15 protein-coding genes, 2 pseudogenes and 1 CRISPR repeat array are annotated in these 14,707 nt (G+C 71.0%); of the genes and pseudogenes, 13 read left to right on the plus strand and 4 right to left on the minus strand.

Going from position 1 to position 14,707, the window contains the following annotated elements; genetic code table 11:
- The first annotated feature begins 45 nt into the window (after nucleotides 1-45).
- From ACWC9T_RS37435 to ACWC9T_RS37445, 3 genes and pseudogenes are all read left to right on the plus strand, one after another.
- Nucleotides 46-306, plus strand: a complete 261-nt coding sequence (locus ACWC9T_RS37435; protein ID WP_449825508.1) for a hypothetical protein — start codon at nucleotides 46-48, stop codon at nucleotides 304-306.
- A gap of 214 nt (nucleotides 307-520) precedes the next feature.
- On the plus strand, nucleotides 521-1,294 hold the full coding sequence (locus ACWC9T_RS37440; protein ID WP_449825509.1) for a hypothetical protein: 774 nt from the start codon (nucleotides 521-523) through the stop codon (nucleotides 1,292-1,294).
- Nucleotides 1,295-1,363: 69 nt separating this feature from the next.
- Nucleotides 1,364-2,945: pseudogene (locus ACWC9T_RS37445) on the plus strand (IS1182 family transposase).
- A 75-nt stretch (nucleotides 2,946-3,020) separates the two neighbouring features.
- Here the strand turns inward: ACWC9T_RS37445 and ACWC9T_RS37450 are convergent.
- Nucleotides 3,021-3,272, minus strand: coding sequence for a hypothetical protein (locus ACWC9T_RS37450; RefSeq protein ID WP_449825510.1), 252 nt, complete (start codon nucleotides 3,270-3,272; stop codon nucleotides 3,021-3,023).
- Between the two features lie 248 nt (nucleotides 3,273-3,520).
- On the opposite strand from ACWC9T_RS37450, the gene ACWC9T_RS37455 reads away from it, so the two are divergent.
- The 6 genes from ACWC9T_RS37455 (at nucleotide 3,521) to ACWC9T_RS37480 (ending at nucleotide 8,892) form a co-directional block, all read left to right on the plus strand.
- Nucleotides 3,521-3,910 carry a hypothetical protein gene (locus tag ACWC9T_RS37455; protein WP_449825511.1) on the plus strand — a complete coding sequence of 130 codons (390 nt, stop codon included), beginning with the start codon at nucleotides 3,521-3,523 and terminating at the stop codon, nucleotides 3,908-3,910.
- Nucleotides 3,911-4,115: 205 nt separating this feature from the next.
- Nucleotides 4,116-5,579 carry an RNA-guided endonuclease TnpB family protein gene (locus ACWC9T_RS37460; protein ID WP_449825512.1) on the plus strand — a complete coding sequence of 488 codons (1,464 nt, stop codon included), beginning with the start codon at nucleotides 4,116-4,118 and terminating at the stop codon, nucleotides 5,577-5,579.
- A gap of 97 nt (nucleotides 5,580-5,676) precedes the next feature.
- Nucleotides 5,677-6,197: a CRISPR direct-repeat array (repeat unit 28 nt; unit sequence GTCCGGCCCGGGCACGCGAGGGCTGACC).
- Nucleotides 6,198-6,207: 10 nt separating this feature from the next.
- Entirely contained in the window at nucleotides 6,208-6,759 is a 552-nt protein-coding gene (locus tag ACWC9T_RS37465; RefSeq protein ID WP_449825513.1) for a hypothetical protein, read from the plus strand.
- Nucleotides 6,760-7,387: 628 nt separating this feature from the next.
- A complete protein-coding gene (locus ACWC9T_RS37470) occupies nucleotides 7,388-7,612 on the plus strand; it encodes a hypothetical protein (protein WP_449825514.1) in 225 nt (74 codons plus the stop codon).
- Nucleotides 7,613-7,614: 2 nt separating this feature from the next.
- Nucleotides 7,615-8,493 (plus strand): helix-turn-helix domain-containing protein, encoded by an 879-nt coding sequence (locus tag ACWC9T_RS37475; RefSeq protein ID WP_449825515.1) that lies wholly within the window; start codon nucleotides 7,615-7,617, stop codon nucleotides 8,491-8,493.
- A gap of 204 nt (nucleotides 8,494-8,697) precedes the next feature.
- The gene (locus ACWC9T_RS37480; RefSeq protein ID WP_449825516.1) at nucleotides 8,698-8,892 is read left to right on the plus strand and encodes a hypothetical protein; all 195 of its coding nucleotides are present in this window, start codon (nucleotides 8,698-8,700) and stop codon (nucleotides 8,890-8,892) included.
- 102 nt (nucleotides 8,893-8,994) lie between these two features.
- Here ACWC9T_RS37480 and ACWC9T_RS37485 read toward each other — a convergent pair whose 3' ends face one another.
- On the minus strand, nucleotides 8,995-9,648 hold the full coding sequence (locus tag ACWC9T_RS37485; RefSeq protein ID WP_449825517.1) for a glyoxalase: 654 nt from the start codon (nucleotides 9,646-9,648) through the stop codon (nucleotides 8,995-8,997).
- 501 nt (nucleotides 9,649-10,149) lie between these two features.
- Here ACWC9T_RS37485 and ACWC9T_RS37490 point away from each other — a divergent pair.
- The 3 genes and pseudogenes from ACWC9T_RS37490 to ACWC9T_RS37500 all read left to right on the plus strand — a co-directional run.
- Nucleotides 10,150-10,302 (plus strand): annotated as a pseudogene (locus tag ACWC9T_RS37490) (DciA family protein); the annotation flags it as partial.
- 595 nt (nucleotides 10,303-10,897) lie between these two features.
- Nucleotides 10,898-11,395: a hypothetical protein gene (locus ACWC9T_RS37495; RefSeq protein WP_449825518.1), complete on the plus strand. Its 498-nt coding sequence runs from the start codon at nucleotides 10,898-10,900 to the stop codon at nucleotides 11,393-11,395.
- An 87-nt stretch (nucleotides 11,396-11,482) separates the two neighbouring features.
- Entirely contained in the window at nucleotides 11,483-11,647 is a 165-nt protein-coding gene (locus tag ACWC9T_RS37500; protein WP_449825519.1) for a hypothetical protein, read from the plus strand.
- Here ACWC9T_RS37500 and ACWC9T_RS37505 read toward each other — a convergent pair.
- A complete protein-coding gene (locus tag ACWC9T_RS37505; protein ID WP_449825520.1) occupies nucleotides 11,642-11,785 on the minus strand; it encodes a hypothetical protein in 144 nt (47 codons plus the stop codon). The genes ACWC9T_RS37500 and ACWC9T_RS37505 overlap by 6 nt on opposite strands.
- A gap of 147 nt (nucleotides 11,786-11,932) precedes the next feature.
- Nucleotides 11,933-13,474, minus strand: a complete 1,542-nt coding sequence (locus ACWC9T_RS37510; protein WP_449825521.1) for an alpha/beta hydrolase — start codon at nucleotides 13,472-13,474, stop codon at nucleotides 11,933-11,935.
- Nucleotides 13,475-13,477: 3 nt separating this feature from the next.
- Here ACWC9T_RS37510 and ACWC9T_RS37515 point away from each other — a divergent pair, with 3 nt between their 5' ends.
- Nucleotides 13,478-14,056, plus strand: a complete 579-nt coding sequence (locus tag ACWC9T_RS37515; RefSeq protein ID WP_449825522.1) for a hypothetical protein — start codon at nucleotides 13,478-13,480, stop codon at nucleotides 14,054-14,056.
- The last annotated feature ends 651 nt before the right edge of the window (nucleotides 14,057-14,707 follow it).

Consider the following 14,707-nt stretch of genomic DNA (forward strand, 5'->3'; position numbering starts at 1 on the left):
CACCGTCGCCGAGCTCTACCGCGCCGCCTACGCGGCGGTGAACGCGTGACCTGGAGCTGGGAGTACCTCCCCAGCGAGCAGCACGTCACCGCCGGCGCCCCGGCCAACTTCCTCGCCGCCGTCGAGCAGCGGGCCGCCGAACTCGTTCGCGCTGCCGAAGCGCTCTACCTGGACGGCACCTCCTACCAGGGCAGCGGCGAGCCGATGCGCTACCTCGACGTCGCCGGCGGTCTGCTCGCCTACTACGTCGTCCCGCGCCTGGAGCTCGTCGTCGTCTGCCAGGTCACGCCACCGCCGACGCCCTGACCCCCGGCATCGCCGGGCCGGGCCGAGGGGGATTTGCGCTGTTTCCCCAGTGCCCGGCACAGCGTGGTGGCACCATGAAGTGACCATGGTCAGGCCCGAGTTCGAGGGTTGTCGTTGCCGGGTGACAAAGGCCTTCCACCGCTGACGGCGGGGCCCGGTCCGGGGCACCCGGCCCGCACGGACGATCTTGAGGGTGGTTTAGTACTCACCCGTGATGAGAACCGATCTCGGGAAGAGAGCAGGAACGGTGTGCTGCGCCCTCCTATCCACGCTGCTGCTGTCCTCGTGCTCCTCCGGCACCTCCACCGCGAACTCCCAGGCGACCTCTACACCCGCCACCACAACGGGCCCGGCCACCACAACGGCCACCACCACGCCCACGGTCAAGGGCAAGGTGATGAGCGGTGCACTGGCCGCCGCCGTGGCCCTCACCCCGGCCGAGTGGGGCACCGGCTTCAAGAGCAGCCTTGTCGGCGAGAACGCCAAACTCGTGGCCTACGAGCTCGACGCGTCGTGCCGGTACCAGTCCATATCCCCGCCGCCGAGCCTGCGCGGCCAGATGACCAGGAATGTGGAACGCCCGCTCGAAGGCGACGCCACCAAGACCGCGGTCGGCGGCAACACGACCGTGAGCGTGTTCACCACGCCCGCCGACGCCCGGAACTACCTTTCCACCGGCAGGGCGGACGGCAAGCGCTGCCCGAAGAGCTTCGTCTTCAACGGCGGATCCGTCGCGACCGAGAACATCCACGAGGTCTCGCTTGAGGGTTTCTCCGCCTCCGTCGACGAGCTCTACGCCGAGGAGGGGCAGACGACGGGGGGCAACTCGACCCACCCGGACCCCTATGTCTACCTGGTCGCCACCAAGGGCTCGGTGGTGCTCAGCGTCTTCGTCCAGAGCGAGAACGACGCGGAGACGATTGCCCAGAATGAAGCGCGCGCGGAGCAACTGCTTACCGCCCTGAACGCCAAGCTCATGAGGTACTAGAAGGCTCATGAAAATCTTGGGTTCTGGCCTCGCTGTGTGAGTGGCGGGGCCAGACTGTTTGCTGTGGCGATGGGGGAATGGGCCGGGGAGACGGTCGGGCCGGATGTGTGGGAGACCTGCCGGGAGTTGATCCCGTCCGGGAGCGTGTTCGCGTTCCTGGCCGAGCATCGCGGTGAGCTGTTCCCGGCGTCGATGTTCGCGGACATGTACCCGTCGGTGAACGGCCGTCCGAGTATGCCGCCGCAGATCCTGGCCGCCGCGATCACGCTGCAGGCCCTGCACGGACTGTCGGACTTCGAGACGGTCCAGGAACTGCGGTGCGACCTGCGGTGGAAGGCCGCGTGCGGGCTGGGCCTGAACGACACCGCGTTCGATCCGTCGTTGCTGGCCTACTTCCGGCGTCGGCTGGCCCGTTCGGCCAGGCCGAACCGGGTGTTCGAGGCCGTGCGTGAAATCGTGAGAGCCACCGGTGTCCTCAAGGGCCGGCATCGCAGGGCTCTGGACTCCACCGTGCTGGACGACGCGGTCGCCACCCAGGACACCGTCACCCAAATCATCGCCGCCATCCGCGCGGTGATCCGCGAGGTCCCCGGCGCCGACCAGGTCGCGGCCGTCCAGTGCACCGCCCACGACTACACCGACCCAGGCAAGCCCCGCATCGCCTGGAACGACGAGCAGGCACGGGCCGAGCTGGTCGACGCCCTGGTCGGCGACGCGCTTCGGCTGCTGGGTCATCTGCCCGAACAGCAACTCGGCGAGAAGGCCGCGAACGCGGTCGGCATCCTGGCCCTGGTCGCAGGGCAGGACGTCGAACCGGCCGAGGACTCGGACGGCCGTGACGGGCGCTGGCGCATCACCCGAGGCACCGCCTACGACCGGATGGTCTCCACCGTCGACGCCGAAGCCCGGCACGTGCACAAGACCCGAACCCACCAGCAGGACGGCTTCAAGGCCCACCTCGCCGTCGAGCCCGAGACCGGCTTATACACCGCCGTCGCCCTGCGGCCCGGCGCCGGAGCCGAGCATCACGAGGCCGCCGTCGGCATCGAACTGCTCGCCGACGAGGGCACCCCGGTGGACGCCTTCGGCGACACCGCCTACTCCACCGGCGACGCCCGCCAGGCCCTGGAGCAGGAGGGGCACCGGCTGTTTCTCAAGCCCGCCCCGCTACGGCCCGCCGTCCCCGGCGGCTTCACCCTGGACGACTTCGCCATCCGACACCGCTGCCGCCACCGTGACCTGCCCCGCCGGGCACACCGTGTCCCTGTCGGACCCCGGCGGCCGGCACAACCAGCGCAAGGCGACCTTCGGAAACCTGTGCACCGGATGCCCCCTGCGCGAGCGGTGCACCAAAGCCAAGGCCGGCCGCATCCTGACCATCCGCCCGCACCACGACATCCTCGCCGCCGCGCGCCACCAGGCCGCCACCGATCCCAACTGGCAAGCTGACTACCGCCGCTGGAGGCCACCGGTCGAACGCGCCGTCGCCTGGATCGTCGACCGAGGCAACCGCAGACTCCGCTACCGCGGCACCATCAAGAACGACACCTGGCTCCACACCCGAGCCGCCGCCCTCAACCTCCGCCGACTGATCAACCTCGGACTGACCCGCACCAACGACACCTGGCACCTCACCCCGACTGCCACATAGCCGAAAGGTCCACCCGGCCTGCGGCCGCACAGCCCCTCAGCAAGATCTTCATGAGCCTTCTAGCGCTCTCTCCGATCACCGGATCGTCGCTTTGGTCGTGCCGTCGGCCGACGGCCACGCTATCCCGCTGCGCACCGCCCAGCAGCTGCCGCGGTCGGCATCCGCCCAGGGCGCGGCGTGACCGCGACCACCGGTGCCGACCGCGCCCGCACCAACGGCAACGCCCCCGCCCAGCGCACCACCCGGCAGACCACGGCCACGCCGCGGCGCGGCCCGCGCGAACCCCAGCCCATCGCCGACGCGTTCCTCGCCCTGGTCGCCGCGCACGGCTGGACCCTCGGCACCGCCGGCGGAGGCCTGCGCGACCGCTGGCCCGCGATCGTCGGCCCCGATGCCGCCGACCACTGGCACCTCGCCGGGTACAACCCGACCACCCGCCGCCTACGCGTGGTCGCCGACTCCCCGGCGCTCGAGGTCGGTGAGGACGCGGCGCAGGTGGAGGCGCAGCTGGGCGGCCCAGGCTGCGCCCCGGCACAGTCCGAGCCATCGACGTCCGTGTCGGCCCCGCTCCTGTGGTGCAGCACGACCAGGACCCCGCCGACCGGCCCGCCCGCCGCGACGACCGGCCTGCCGTGCAGCCGGCCCGGCTCCCGCTCGCCGACCACACCGCCTACCAGGACCTGCGCCGCCGGATGCGCGAGGACGCCGCCGCCCGCCAGGCCGCGCTCGACGAGGCCGTCGCCGAGCGGGAGGCCATCCTGCGTCGGCACTACAACCGGCTGCGCGAGCCCGAGGACGCCCACCGGCCCGCGATCGAAGACACCCCGGCCACCGATACCGCCGAGCACGCCCGCCAGCAGCGCGAACGCCACCGCGCCGCTATCGCCGTCGCCCGCGCCACCCGGGCCGGGGTGATCCCCCTGCGTCAATCCCGGCCAACAGCGCTCCGGAGCGGTGCGGCGTAGACCGTGGTGGTTCCGGGGGTCGGGTGGGGTCGCTCTGGATGCCTGGAGTCGCCGGTGGGTGCGGAGGTCGCCATCGTCCTGTTGGCCTTGTGACCAGGGCAGTTGGTCGTTTGGGCGTCGGTTGTCAGTGGGGTCGGCTACGGTTTCGCCGAACGTAGTCGGTCGGACACGGATGGGGGTGAACTGCGCCTTGTTGCAGGAGAGTTTGCGGGCGTTCAAGTTCACCCTGGACCCGACGCCCGCGCAGGCGGCGGACTTGAGTCGGCATGCCGGTGCGGCGAGGTGGGCGTTCAACTGGGCGCTGGGCCGGAAGATCGCGGCGCACCGCGAATGGCGTACCCAGGTGGATGCTCTGACCGCGGCTGGGCTGAGCGAGGCCGACGCGAGGAAGAAGGTCGACGTCCGAATCCCGGGCCAGGCCACGATCAAGAAGCACCTCAACGCGATCAAGGGCGACTCCCGGGTGGACAGGCACCCGGACGGCTTCCACGGCCCGCTCGCTCCGTGCCCGTGGTGGCACGAGGTGTCCACGTACGCGTTCCAGTCGGCATTCATCGACGCGGACATGGCGTTCAAGAACTGGTTCGACTCGTTGGCGGGCCGTCGCGTCGGCCGGGCGGTCGGCTACCCGCGGTTCAAGAAAAAGGGCCGGGCCCGGGACTCCTTCCGCCTCCACCACGACGTGAAGAAGCCGACGATCCGCCCGGACGGCTACCGGCGGCTGGTTATGCCCCGCATCGGATCGGTGCGCATTCACGACTCCGCCAAGCGACTGTCCCGCCTCATCGGCAAGGGCCAGGCCGTTGTCCAGTCCGTGACTGTCTCTCGCGGCGGGAACCGCTGGTACGCCTCTGTCCTGGTGAAGGTGCTCCAGGACCTGCCCGACAAGCCAACCAGCGCGCAGACCGAACGCGGCACGATCGGCGTCGACTGGGGCGTCAAACACCTCGCCACACTCTCCCAGCCCCTCGACCCGACGCACCCGGCGAGCGTCCACGTCGACAATCCCCGCCACCTCGACGCCGCCACCCGCCAACTCGCCAAGGCACAGCGCGCCCTGTCCCGCACCCAGCGAGGGTCCAACCGCCGTGCCCGGGCGGCGCGGCGCGTCGGCGTGATTCAGCACCGCATTGCCCAGCGCCGTGCCACCAGCATCCACCGGCTCACCAAGCGGCTGGCCACGGGCTTCGCGACCGTCGCTGTCGAGGATCTCAACGTCACCGGTATGAGCGCCTCCGCGAAGGGCACCGTCGAGCAGCCCGGTCGGCGGGTGCGGCAGAAGGCGGGCCTGAACCGCGCGGTCCTTGACGCGTCCCCTGGCGAATTCCGGCGTCAACTCACCTACAAGACGTGCTGGTACGGCTCCGGCCTCGCGGTCCTCGACCGCTGGCACCCGTCCAGCAAGACCTGTTCGGCCTGCGGGGCAGTCAAACCCACGCTGTCCCTGGCCGAGCGGGAGTACCACTGCACCACCTGCGGCCTGACGATCGACCGCGACCTCAACGCGGCACGCAACATCGCCCGGTACGCCGTCCCTCTGGTAGAGGGGGACGTAAAAGCCCGTGGAAGTCTGGTAAGCCCCGCCCGCGAGGGCAGGCACGGACGCGCCGAAAGGCAGAAACGGGAAGACCCACCGCCACCCGGCGGCGGGCCACCTCGGCGGGAGTAATCCCCCGACAGCCCACACCCACCCGAAAACTCGGGCCACAACTCCACAGAGAGCATAGAAATCGAAAAGCCCGTATAGACGCCCAGTTCACGAAGGGGTCCGACCCGGGCGCGCGAGGGCTGACCGAGCACCGCAGCCCTGGACATCGCCCGGACCACGTCCGGCCCGGGCACGCGAGGGCTGACCGGTGAGGACAACGGCGAGGGAGACGGCGAGCGCGTCCGGCCCGGGCACGCGAGGGCTGACCACCACCGCCCGAATATGGGCGGTGGTCCCGGAGGTCCGGCCCGGGCACGCGAGGGCTGACCGTGACCGCCACCGCCCGAAGGCGGGTGACACCGGTCCGACCTGGGCACGCGAGGGCTGACCGGGTACCCGTACCCGCCAGCAGGCACACGCGCGGTCCGCCCCGGGCACGCGAGGGCTGACCGAGGGAGTTGATGCCCTGCCGTGCCGTTCGTGCGAGCGTCCGCCCTGGGCACGCGAGGGCTGACCGATCGCCCTGTGCGTCCGAACCGGGGGCGCACTGTCCGACCCGGGCATGCGAGGGCTGACCGATGCGGGTGAGTGGAGCGGGGGGCGAGAACGCCGTCCGACCCGGGCACGCGAAGGCTGACCGAGGTGAGCAATGCCGTCGTTCGCCGTTGTGCTGCACCGCTCGGACCTCGACGGCCTGGCCGAGGCCGTACGCTTGGCCGCCGCCGAGAAGGCCTGGCTCACCGAGCGCTGCTTGGCGCATCGGGGCCTGCGCGGCGCCGCGCTCGCGGCGGCCCGTCAGGAACTTCGGGCCGAGCGGGAGCTGGAGCGCGCGGCCGGGCGGCTGGTCGTCGCCCGCGCTCTGCGCGCCGAGCTCTCCATCCGCGGCTGGGACGGGCAGTGGTCCGCGCCCAGGCCCGGCGCCATCGGCTCCGGCCGCCGCTGGGGCTCCGCCTCCTCCCGCTACCAGCACGCCGAAGGCGCCGCGCGGTTCGAGGAGTCGCTGACCGTGCGCCTGTCTACTGGCAGTCCTCCGCGATCGAGCACCGCCTCCAGCTCCTTGCCGGCCGCGCCGAACACCGCCCCGAGATCGAGCGGCTCCAGGCCGACCTCATCACCACCGGCGACGTCCTGCGCGCCGCCGTCCGGCGAGCCGTCACCATGCCAGTGCCCGAGGGGCCGACAGTCCCTGAGGGGGCACTGACCCCTGCGTGATTCGAGATAGATCATCTGTCTCGATAACCGCCGCGCTCCCGCACACGGGTCGGCGGGCTGCGGGCCGGCGCCGAGCGGGCGGCGTGCGGGAGAAGTCACCGCGTCATCGTGCCACTGCGAGGGGTCATTTCAGACCGCTGGGGCGGGAAGCAAGACGGGGATGCCGGTTTAGCCCGACATCCCCAGCTCATCTGCGGAGGAGCCTCTCGACTCCTGGCGCCGGCGCTCCGACGCGGGACCGGCTGCGGCAACAGCCTGTGGTCCATCCCCTTGTACCGAGTAATCGACAAGCCGGGGAGAGCCAGTCGGGGAACACCTTGCCTATCCAGCAACGGTAGTAGCAACGACAGATGGGACAGAGACGCTTGGATTGAATTAATTTCAAGGCTGGATATGTGCCCTGACCTGCGAAAACGTAGAAATGAAGGGTAGTTTAACACCTGTTAAATAGTCAGTTTTCTTGGGACGTATTGATTTAATTGGAGGAGCTAGTCGGGATTTTGCTTGCAATTGCGTTACGCCGTTTGGCAGGATCTTGACTGCCCTTCACGCGCGGTCGGCAAGCCGCTGGGCTCGTACCGAGTAATCACAAGTCAAGAGATTGGAGAGTCATGTCCATGACTCCCGTGCGCCCGTGGCGGCGCAACAGCCTGCCGGTGGGCGTCGTCGGCATCGTCGTCATCATCCTGCTGGTCGGGGTACTCGCGGTCGGCGAGCCGTCCGTGCTGGCGAACCCGATCGTCTCCGCAGCGGCGACCGGCGTCGTCGGGGCCGCGGCCGGATTCGTCACCAAGCGTGCCCTGCTCAGCCGCACCCGCCTGCGCTGGCAGCTGAGCCGATAACCATGTCCGGCCGCAACAAGGCCGGGGTCCAGAGCGGGCCGGCGGAGGAACTCGCGAGCTTCCTCCGCCGACTCCGTCGGCGACCCGACGGCACCGACCTCACCTACGCAGAGATGGCGGACCGGATCGGCGGCAAGCGCTACTGCTCCGCAGCTACTCTCTCCCGCGCCGACCAGGGCGGCGACTGCATCCCCAGGATCGAGACGGTCCAGGAGTACGCGCTGGCCTGCGGCGCCTCCCCGGCCCAGCTTCAGCACGCCCGTCGGCTCCTGTTGACCGCACGGCGCCTCCGGGCCCTGCGCGCGACGGCCTCCCGTTACGACGACCCCAAGGCCGGCGCGCGCATCGCCCGTCAAGCCCACCCCGCCGTCGCCCCCCACCCCAACTACATGCGCGGCCGGCTCGACTTCCAGAACGGGCTGCGCTCCTACCACCGCGAGGCCGGCAGCCCCTCCGTGCGCGCCATCTCCGCCAACGCCGAGCTCAGCAAACTGCACATCACCAAGAGCACCGCTCACCGCATGCTCTCCACGGGGCCCGATCCCACGTGGGAGCAGGTCCGGGCGTTCCTGACCGGGTGCCGGCCGGGAAAGCTCCCCGACCTGCGGGTCTGGCAGCAAGCCTGGGGTCGCGTCTTCGGCTTCCCCGAGTTCGCCGTCGTGCCAGATTCCGAGCTTGCCAACATCGTCTTCGTTCCCGAGCGGGTGGCAACGCGGCCGGACCACCGGCCCAAGCTGGAGAGGGTGCGCGCTTACGTGGGGCACCGCGGGGCGACCGAATATGTCGAGCCCCTGGAGCGGAGGCACCGCCTTGCCAGGGCTCCCCGCCCCTCGTCGGGCCCCCCGCCTCCGATGGCCAGCCCCGGCCACGGACGCCCGTAGCGAGTCATCCGGAACCGGAACGGGCCCCGGCGCGGCGTCGAAGGAGCCCAGCACCGGCACGCGATCCGTCGCTAGGCCAAGCGGGACCAGGCCCTGGCCAAGATCCGCACCACCCCGGCCCCGGCACCGGCGGACACCCACGGTCACGCCGACCAGGTCGAGGAGCAGCAGCGGCCGGCCTACTGCGACCGGCATGTGCGGACCGTGCTGCCGTGCGGTCTGTGCGCGCCTCTGCTGGACCAGCCTGCCCTGGCCGAGGTCCCCCGGGCGATCGACGGCGCCGAGCTGCCCCCGGTCACGGTCCCGGCCTGGATGGCCGAGGACCACTCCGAGGGCATCAGCTTGCGCGAGCAGCTGGCCGCCCGCCGCCGTGAGCGTGAGCTCGCCGGGAGCCGCTGATGACCGCGACCACCGGTGCCGACCTTGCCCGCAACGTCATGCGCGCCGCCCGCAGTAGCACAGCTGTTGGGCAGTCAGGTGAATCTGGGGACGGCTGCTGTCCTATGCTGAGGGCGCGGCAGCCTCCCAGACGAATCCGTCCGGGTCGGTGAATGGGCCGGTGATGCTGCCGAGGACGATGCGGTGCGAGCCGGAGCCGTCAGCGGGGACACCGAGGTCCTTGGCCAGGGCTCGGCGCTTGTACAGCGCCAGCTTGACCGGGCTGGACTGGCTGGGGGCGAACTCGGTGTACTTGCTGCCGAAGCTCTTGGACACGGTCAGGCCCCGGCCGACGTAGAGCTGCTTGGTGGCCTTCATGTCCTCAACGCCGAGCAGCAGGACGACCTCGTCGATCACGCGGGTGGCGGGGCCGGTGTCCTTCTTCGACGAGGTCGCGATCTTCCAGATCGTCCCGTCTGGGGCCTGGACGACGCCACCGTAGCCCCACAGCGACTTCGCGGCGGGCTTCAGCACCGTGGCGCCAGCGTCCACGGCGGCGCCGACGAAGCCATCGACGGTGGCCGGCCCGGACACGGTGAGCGCCAGGGTGAAACCGCGGAATCCGGTGGAGTGCGCCTCGGACGCCAGCAGGCGCACGTATGTATCCACGCCGAAGGCGTTGTAGAAGCGGCGGGCGGCCTCAAGGTCGGCCACCTCAAGGGTGACGGACGCGAGAGACATGTCGGCTGCGGTGGAAGCGGTGGTTGCCATGACCATCACGCTAGGGGCTGCACGGAGGCCGGGGCTTCTCGATTCCTGACCGATCCCTCGCAACCCCCGCACCTGACGCCCCTACCTCCTCAGCCAGGCCTGGACCCGGCGGTACGTCGCGGTCGCCGCGGCCACCACCGCGGCGACGGCGAGGCCGGCGAGGAACTCGGGCAGGGCCGCGTGCAGGATCTCGCTCACCGGGTCACCGCCCCGGCCGCGGCGAGGGCGCGTTCGGTGTGGCGGGCGCCGAGGCGCTTGAGCTTACGGCGTACCCGCTCGCCGTAGGCCTCGGGCTGGCCGGTGTCGAGCGCGGCCTGGGCCCAGGTCTCTCCGTCTGCCGCCCAGCGGCGGGCGGTGGCCTGCTCCTCGGCGGTGAGGGCGCGCAGGACGGCGGCGAGCCGGCTGTCCGCGAGCTCCTCCTCCAGGGCAAGGGTCTCGGGTGTGCGGTCTCAGCCAGCAGGTCGGCGACGGTGAGGTCGACGCCGACCTGCTGGCTGAGCACGGGGCCTGCGCGACCGCTGGCCTTCGATCGTCGGCCCCGACGCCGCCGCCCACTGGCACCTCGCCGGCTACGACCCGACCACCCGCCGCCTGCGCGTGGTCGCCGACTCCCCGGCCTGGGCCGCCCAGCTCCGCCTCCACCTGCGCCGCATCCTCACCGCCCTCGAGCAGCTCCGGCCCGGGCACCGTCCGGGCCATCGACGTCCGCGTCGGCCCCGCCCCCGTCGTGCAGCACGACCAGGACCCCGACGACCAGCCCGCCCGTCGCGACAACCGGCCCACCACACAGCCGGCCCGACCCCCGCTCGCCGACCACCACGCCTACCAGGAACGCCATGGCTTCCCTCGCCGCGCTGCTCGGCGGACAGAAGTGGACCCCGGCCAAGGACGTCTTCACCCGGCTCCGTAGCGCCGACAGCGATCGGTAACCAACCAACCGACCGCACCGCCGCCCCGTTGCACACCGTCCTCCCCAACACTGGCCGACCTCACGGGCGCGGGGCGGACGGGCTGATCGGCCGTGACGTCGTCCCAACCCCTGCGGGCGCGGGGCCGGCTCTGGGGCTCCCGGGATCCACGCCCTCGGCTGCTGCGTCGCGGTCATGCACAGTCGGAGGTCTCCGCCGACGTCGCCGCATGCCCTCAACGATCGCCCGTTTGAGTGAACGAAACGGAATCGGCGAGCAGGATCTCCCCTCATGTCCACGCTGGTCACCAGCACGCGAACGACGCAGCCCCCGGAGGAGAGACCGCGTTGGAGATCAAGTCCCTGTTCAAGAAGAAGCTCCCGTACGAAGAGTGGCCCAGCAGCCGGGATCACCTGGCCAGCGACATGGCGAAGGCCGCCGGGGTCGGGGTGGCCCGGGTGCGCTGCCACCGAAATACCTGGGACTACCTGGCCAAGCAAACCCCGGCACACAAGGAGGGTGGCTTCTCCCAGCCGGTGGACGTCGTGGACAACGTCTTCTGTCCGCCGGCTGACGAGGACATCGTCACCGAGGCCGACGGCATGGTGACCGTGCCCTTGGCGGGCAGCACGCTCGCCTCGGTCCTGTACTTCTGCGCCAACGTCCAGGACCGGCCGTACCTCCCAAACCACGCCTACAACGGCCTGGACAAGGCGATCGGACGCCGCGTGGGCGCGGCGATCTCACAGGCCCTGCAGAACGTCGTGCCGTCGACGGACGAGTCCGGCCCCACTGCGGTGGTGTACCTGGACGACAAGATCGCCACGAAGACCGTCACGGCATAAGCCTCGACTTGACCCGCGGCCGGATGTGCTTCGCGCCGTCCGGGAAACGGCCGCGCGTGACCGCATGATGAAGCCGGTGGAGGCCCAGTGCGTGCCTCCACCGGCTTCGTCATGCGGGCTGTCGAGTGGTCAGGCCCGGCCGAGATGGAAGACGGTGACGGTGACCGTCTGGTCGTGGACCTCGTACTGAACGCGGTAGAAGCCGACCTGGATGCGGTAGATCCCGCTGGCCCCGACGGTCTGCAGCTATGAGGCGGGGCCCTTCGTGTCCATGGTCCGGGCGGCGATCTGGTTGAAGGTGGGCATGCCGAGGTTGATCACAGTGGATCTGCGGTCCTGGTCGGCGACGAGCTGGGCGTGCCGGCAGGGGTGGCCGGGGAGGTGCCGCACGGGTGGGCGGACCTGGGGTGTCCCGGTGGACGTGCGGGGTCGGGTGCCGGGGCGGCGGTGACGGCACCCGGCTCCGGCCGCTGCCAGACTCGTTGGACGGGCCGGGTTGTCGTCGCCGCTCGGTGGCGGGCCGGTGTGTGCGGGTGGTCAGTCGCTCGGGCAGCCCTTGCCGGGGGCGGGGAGGGTGCCCTGGGTGAGGAAGGTGTCGACGGCGGTGCGGATGCAGGTGCTGCGTCCGTAGGCGGTGTTGCCGTCGCCGCCGCGGGTGAGCAGGGAGGCGTTGCCGAGTTCGGCGGTGAGTTGGCGGGTGGCGGCGTAGGGCGTGATGGGGTCGGCAGTGGAGCCGACGACCAGGATGGTGGTGTCGGTGGCGGGGCGGGCCGGGTGTGGCTGTTCGGGGGAGTGGTAGGGCCAGGAGCGGCAGTCCGGGTCGAGGGCGGCCTGTTGTGGTGCGTGCCGGCTGGTCAGCGGGGCTTTGGCGGCGAGGTCGGCCAGCGCGCTCTGCAGTTGTTCGGGGGTGGGGGAGTTCGCGGCACTGTCGGCGCAGGCGATGGCGGTGGGGGCGTCCGCGTAGCCGTTGTAACGGCCTTGTGCGTTGCGGCCGTTGGCCGCGTCGGCGATATCGAGGAGGTCGTCGCCCCGGCCGTGGACCATCGCCCAGTCGAGTGCGTCGCGCAGGCGGGGCCAGTCCTGGTGGCCGTTGGTGAGTGTGGTGAGGACGGCGGTCCAGGCGGCGTTGGCGGTCAGGGCGCGTCCGCTGCTGGTGGTCAGCGGGTGGTCGGTGAGGCCGTCGAGGTAGGAGGCGAGTTTCCGGGCGGCCTGGCCGGGGTCGGTGCCGAGCGGGCACGCACCCAGGGTGGTGCAGTCGGCCGCGAACGAGCTGAGGGCCTGTTCGAGGCCGACCTGGCGGGCGACGGTGCTGTCGGTCGGCGGGACGGACGGGGAGGAGGCGCCGTCGAGGACCACGCGCCCGAGCCGGTGCGGGAACTGTTCGGCGTAGAGGATGCCGAGGTAGGTACCGGAGGACAGACCGAAGTAGTTGAGCGTGCGTTCGCCCAGGGTGGCGCGCAGCACGTCCATGTCGCGGGCGGTGTTGCGGGTCCCTAGAAAGGGCAGCACCGGGGCGTACCTGGCCCGGCAGGCGTCGGCGAGGGTGCGGGTCCGTTCGTCGGCGGGTCCATCGGCGGTGAACTGGGTGTCGTGGGCCCGGTCGTCGAGGCACTTGACCGGTGTGGTGCCGCCGACGCCGCGCGGGTCGAACCCGATGATGTCGAACCGCTCGTGCAGGGGCCCGTCGAAGGAGTGGCGGTCCAGTCTGACCATGGCGACGTTGGAGCCGCTGCGGCCCCCGGCGTTGACGATCAGCGAGCCGACCCGCCGCTCCCGTCTGGCGGCGGGGTAGCGGACCACGGCCACGTCGAGGACGTCGCCGTCAGGGCGGGTGTAGTCGAGCGGCACCGTGAGGGTGGCGCACTGCATCGTGGGCCCGGCGCCTGCCGGGGCGCGCGGATCGTCCGGGCACGCCGCCCAGCCGATCCGCTGGCCGTAGAAGCGGCTCAGGCCTGGGTCGGTGCCACCGGACAGGGCGGCTGCGTCTGCCGGATCCGCGCTCTCCGGGCCGGTGCAGACGGCAAGCAGGACGGCGGTGACGAGGGCGGGCAGGGCACGCCGGGTGGACCGGATGATCATCGGATGCACGACACACAGATATCACCTGGTCATCGCACCGGTGGAATCGCAGGTGCCGGCGACGACGCCCTCACTGCCAAGGAGGACGCCGACCACCGCACCGCCCGCGCCGCAGCCGCCATCAGCAGCCAGGTCCTCGCAGAACGCCACACCCGGCACGACAACGCACTCCGCGCCGGCGCCGTCCCGCTGCGCAGCCGGCCCGGCTCCCGCTCGCCGACCACACCGCCTACCAGGAACTGCGCCGCCGGATGCGCGAGGCCGCCGCCGCCCGCCAAGCCCGGTGACCCGTGGCTGTTCGGCGGCGACATCGCCAGCAACCTGGTGCCCAAGGCGTGCATCCCGGGCGACCCGCGGACCCTGGGCGCCGACAAGTTCGCTGCGCTCGGCTACCTGCGCTCCCACCTGGCCGAGGGCACTGTCGGCACCGCCGAGGAGTACGCGACATTCGAGGGCGTCGGCTCCGTCGAACGCGCCCAGGAGCTCTTCGACGCCGTCGCGGACCTGGTCGACGTCCGCGGCTGCCCGGCCTGCCCCACCGCGCATCTGTGCACCCGCGACCCCGAGGCACAGCCAGCCTGACGCACCCCGGTAGTCACCAGCCCGTGGCCTGGGGCGCAGCCGCGTCGATCCGTTTTACGGCCGTAAAACGGACCAGCCCGACGGCGCCGTTGGGTACATGCGTGAGGGCCTGTGACCAGCAGAGTTGGCCGTTTGGGCGTGCACTGCCCGCCGGTCAAGGACGAGCAGGCCGTAGCCGAAGCCGCCCGCGCCCGCTGGCTGCGTGACAGCCACCGCGCAGCCCTCGCCTCGCCGTCGCCCGCAGCAACGCCGTCCCGCTGCATCCGGTCCGCCCGGCGCAGCCCGGGGCCGTGCAGGGTGCGGCGTGATCACGACCTCAAACACGCCTCTGCCGACCGTCGAGGAAGTTCTCAGCTGGCCGCTGGGCTACCGCGGGACGGCTTATGCCGTCAGTCTGTTCTGGTGATCTGTGGGGTGGTGCAAGGCAAACAGGTTTGGGGGGCGAATGGCTTTCACGGCACGGCACTTACAGTGGGGCCGGATCGACGCGACCATGGCGGACCTGGGCTGTGGACGTGTCTGGAGTATGGTCCACCGAACCAGGCCACGAATGCCGTTGGGTGCAGTTCGTCCTGAGTGAGTGGTGCTTCAGGCTGCGAGGCGGAGTCTGTCCTGGTAGCGGGCTTGGTGGACACGACGGTGTTCCTGCTT

Source organism: Kitasatospora sp. NPDC001159, assembly GCF_053598235.1.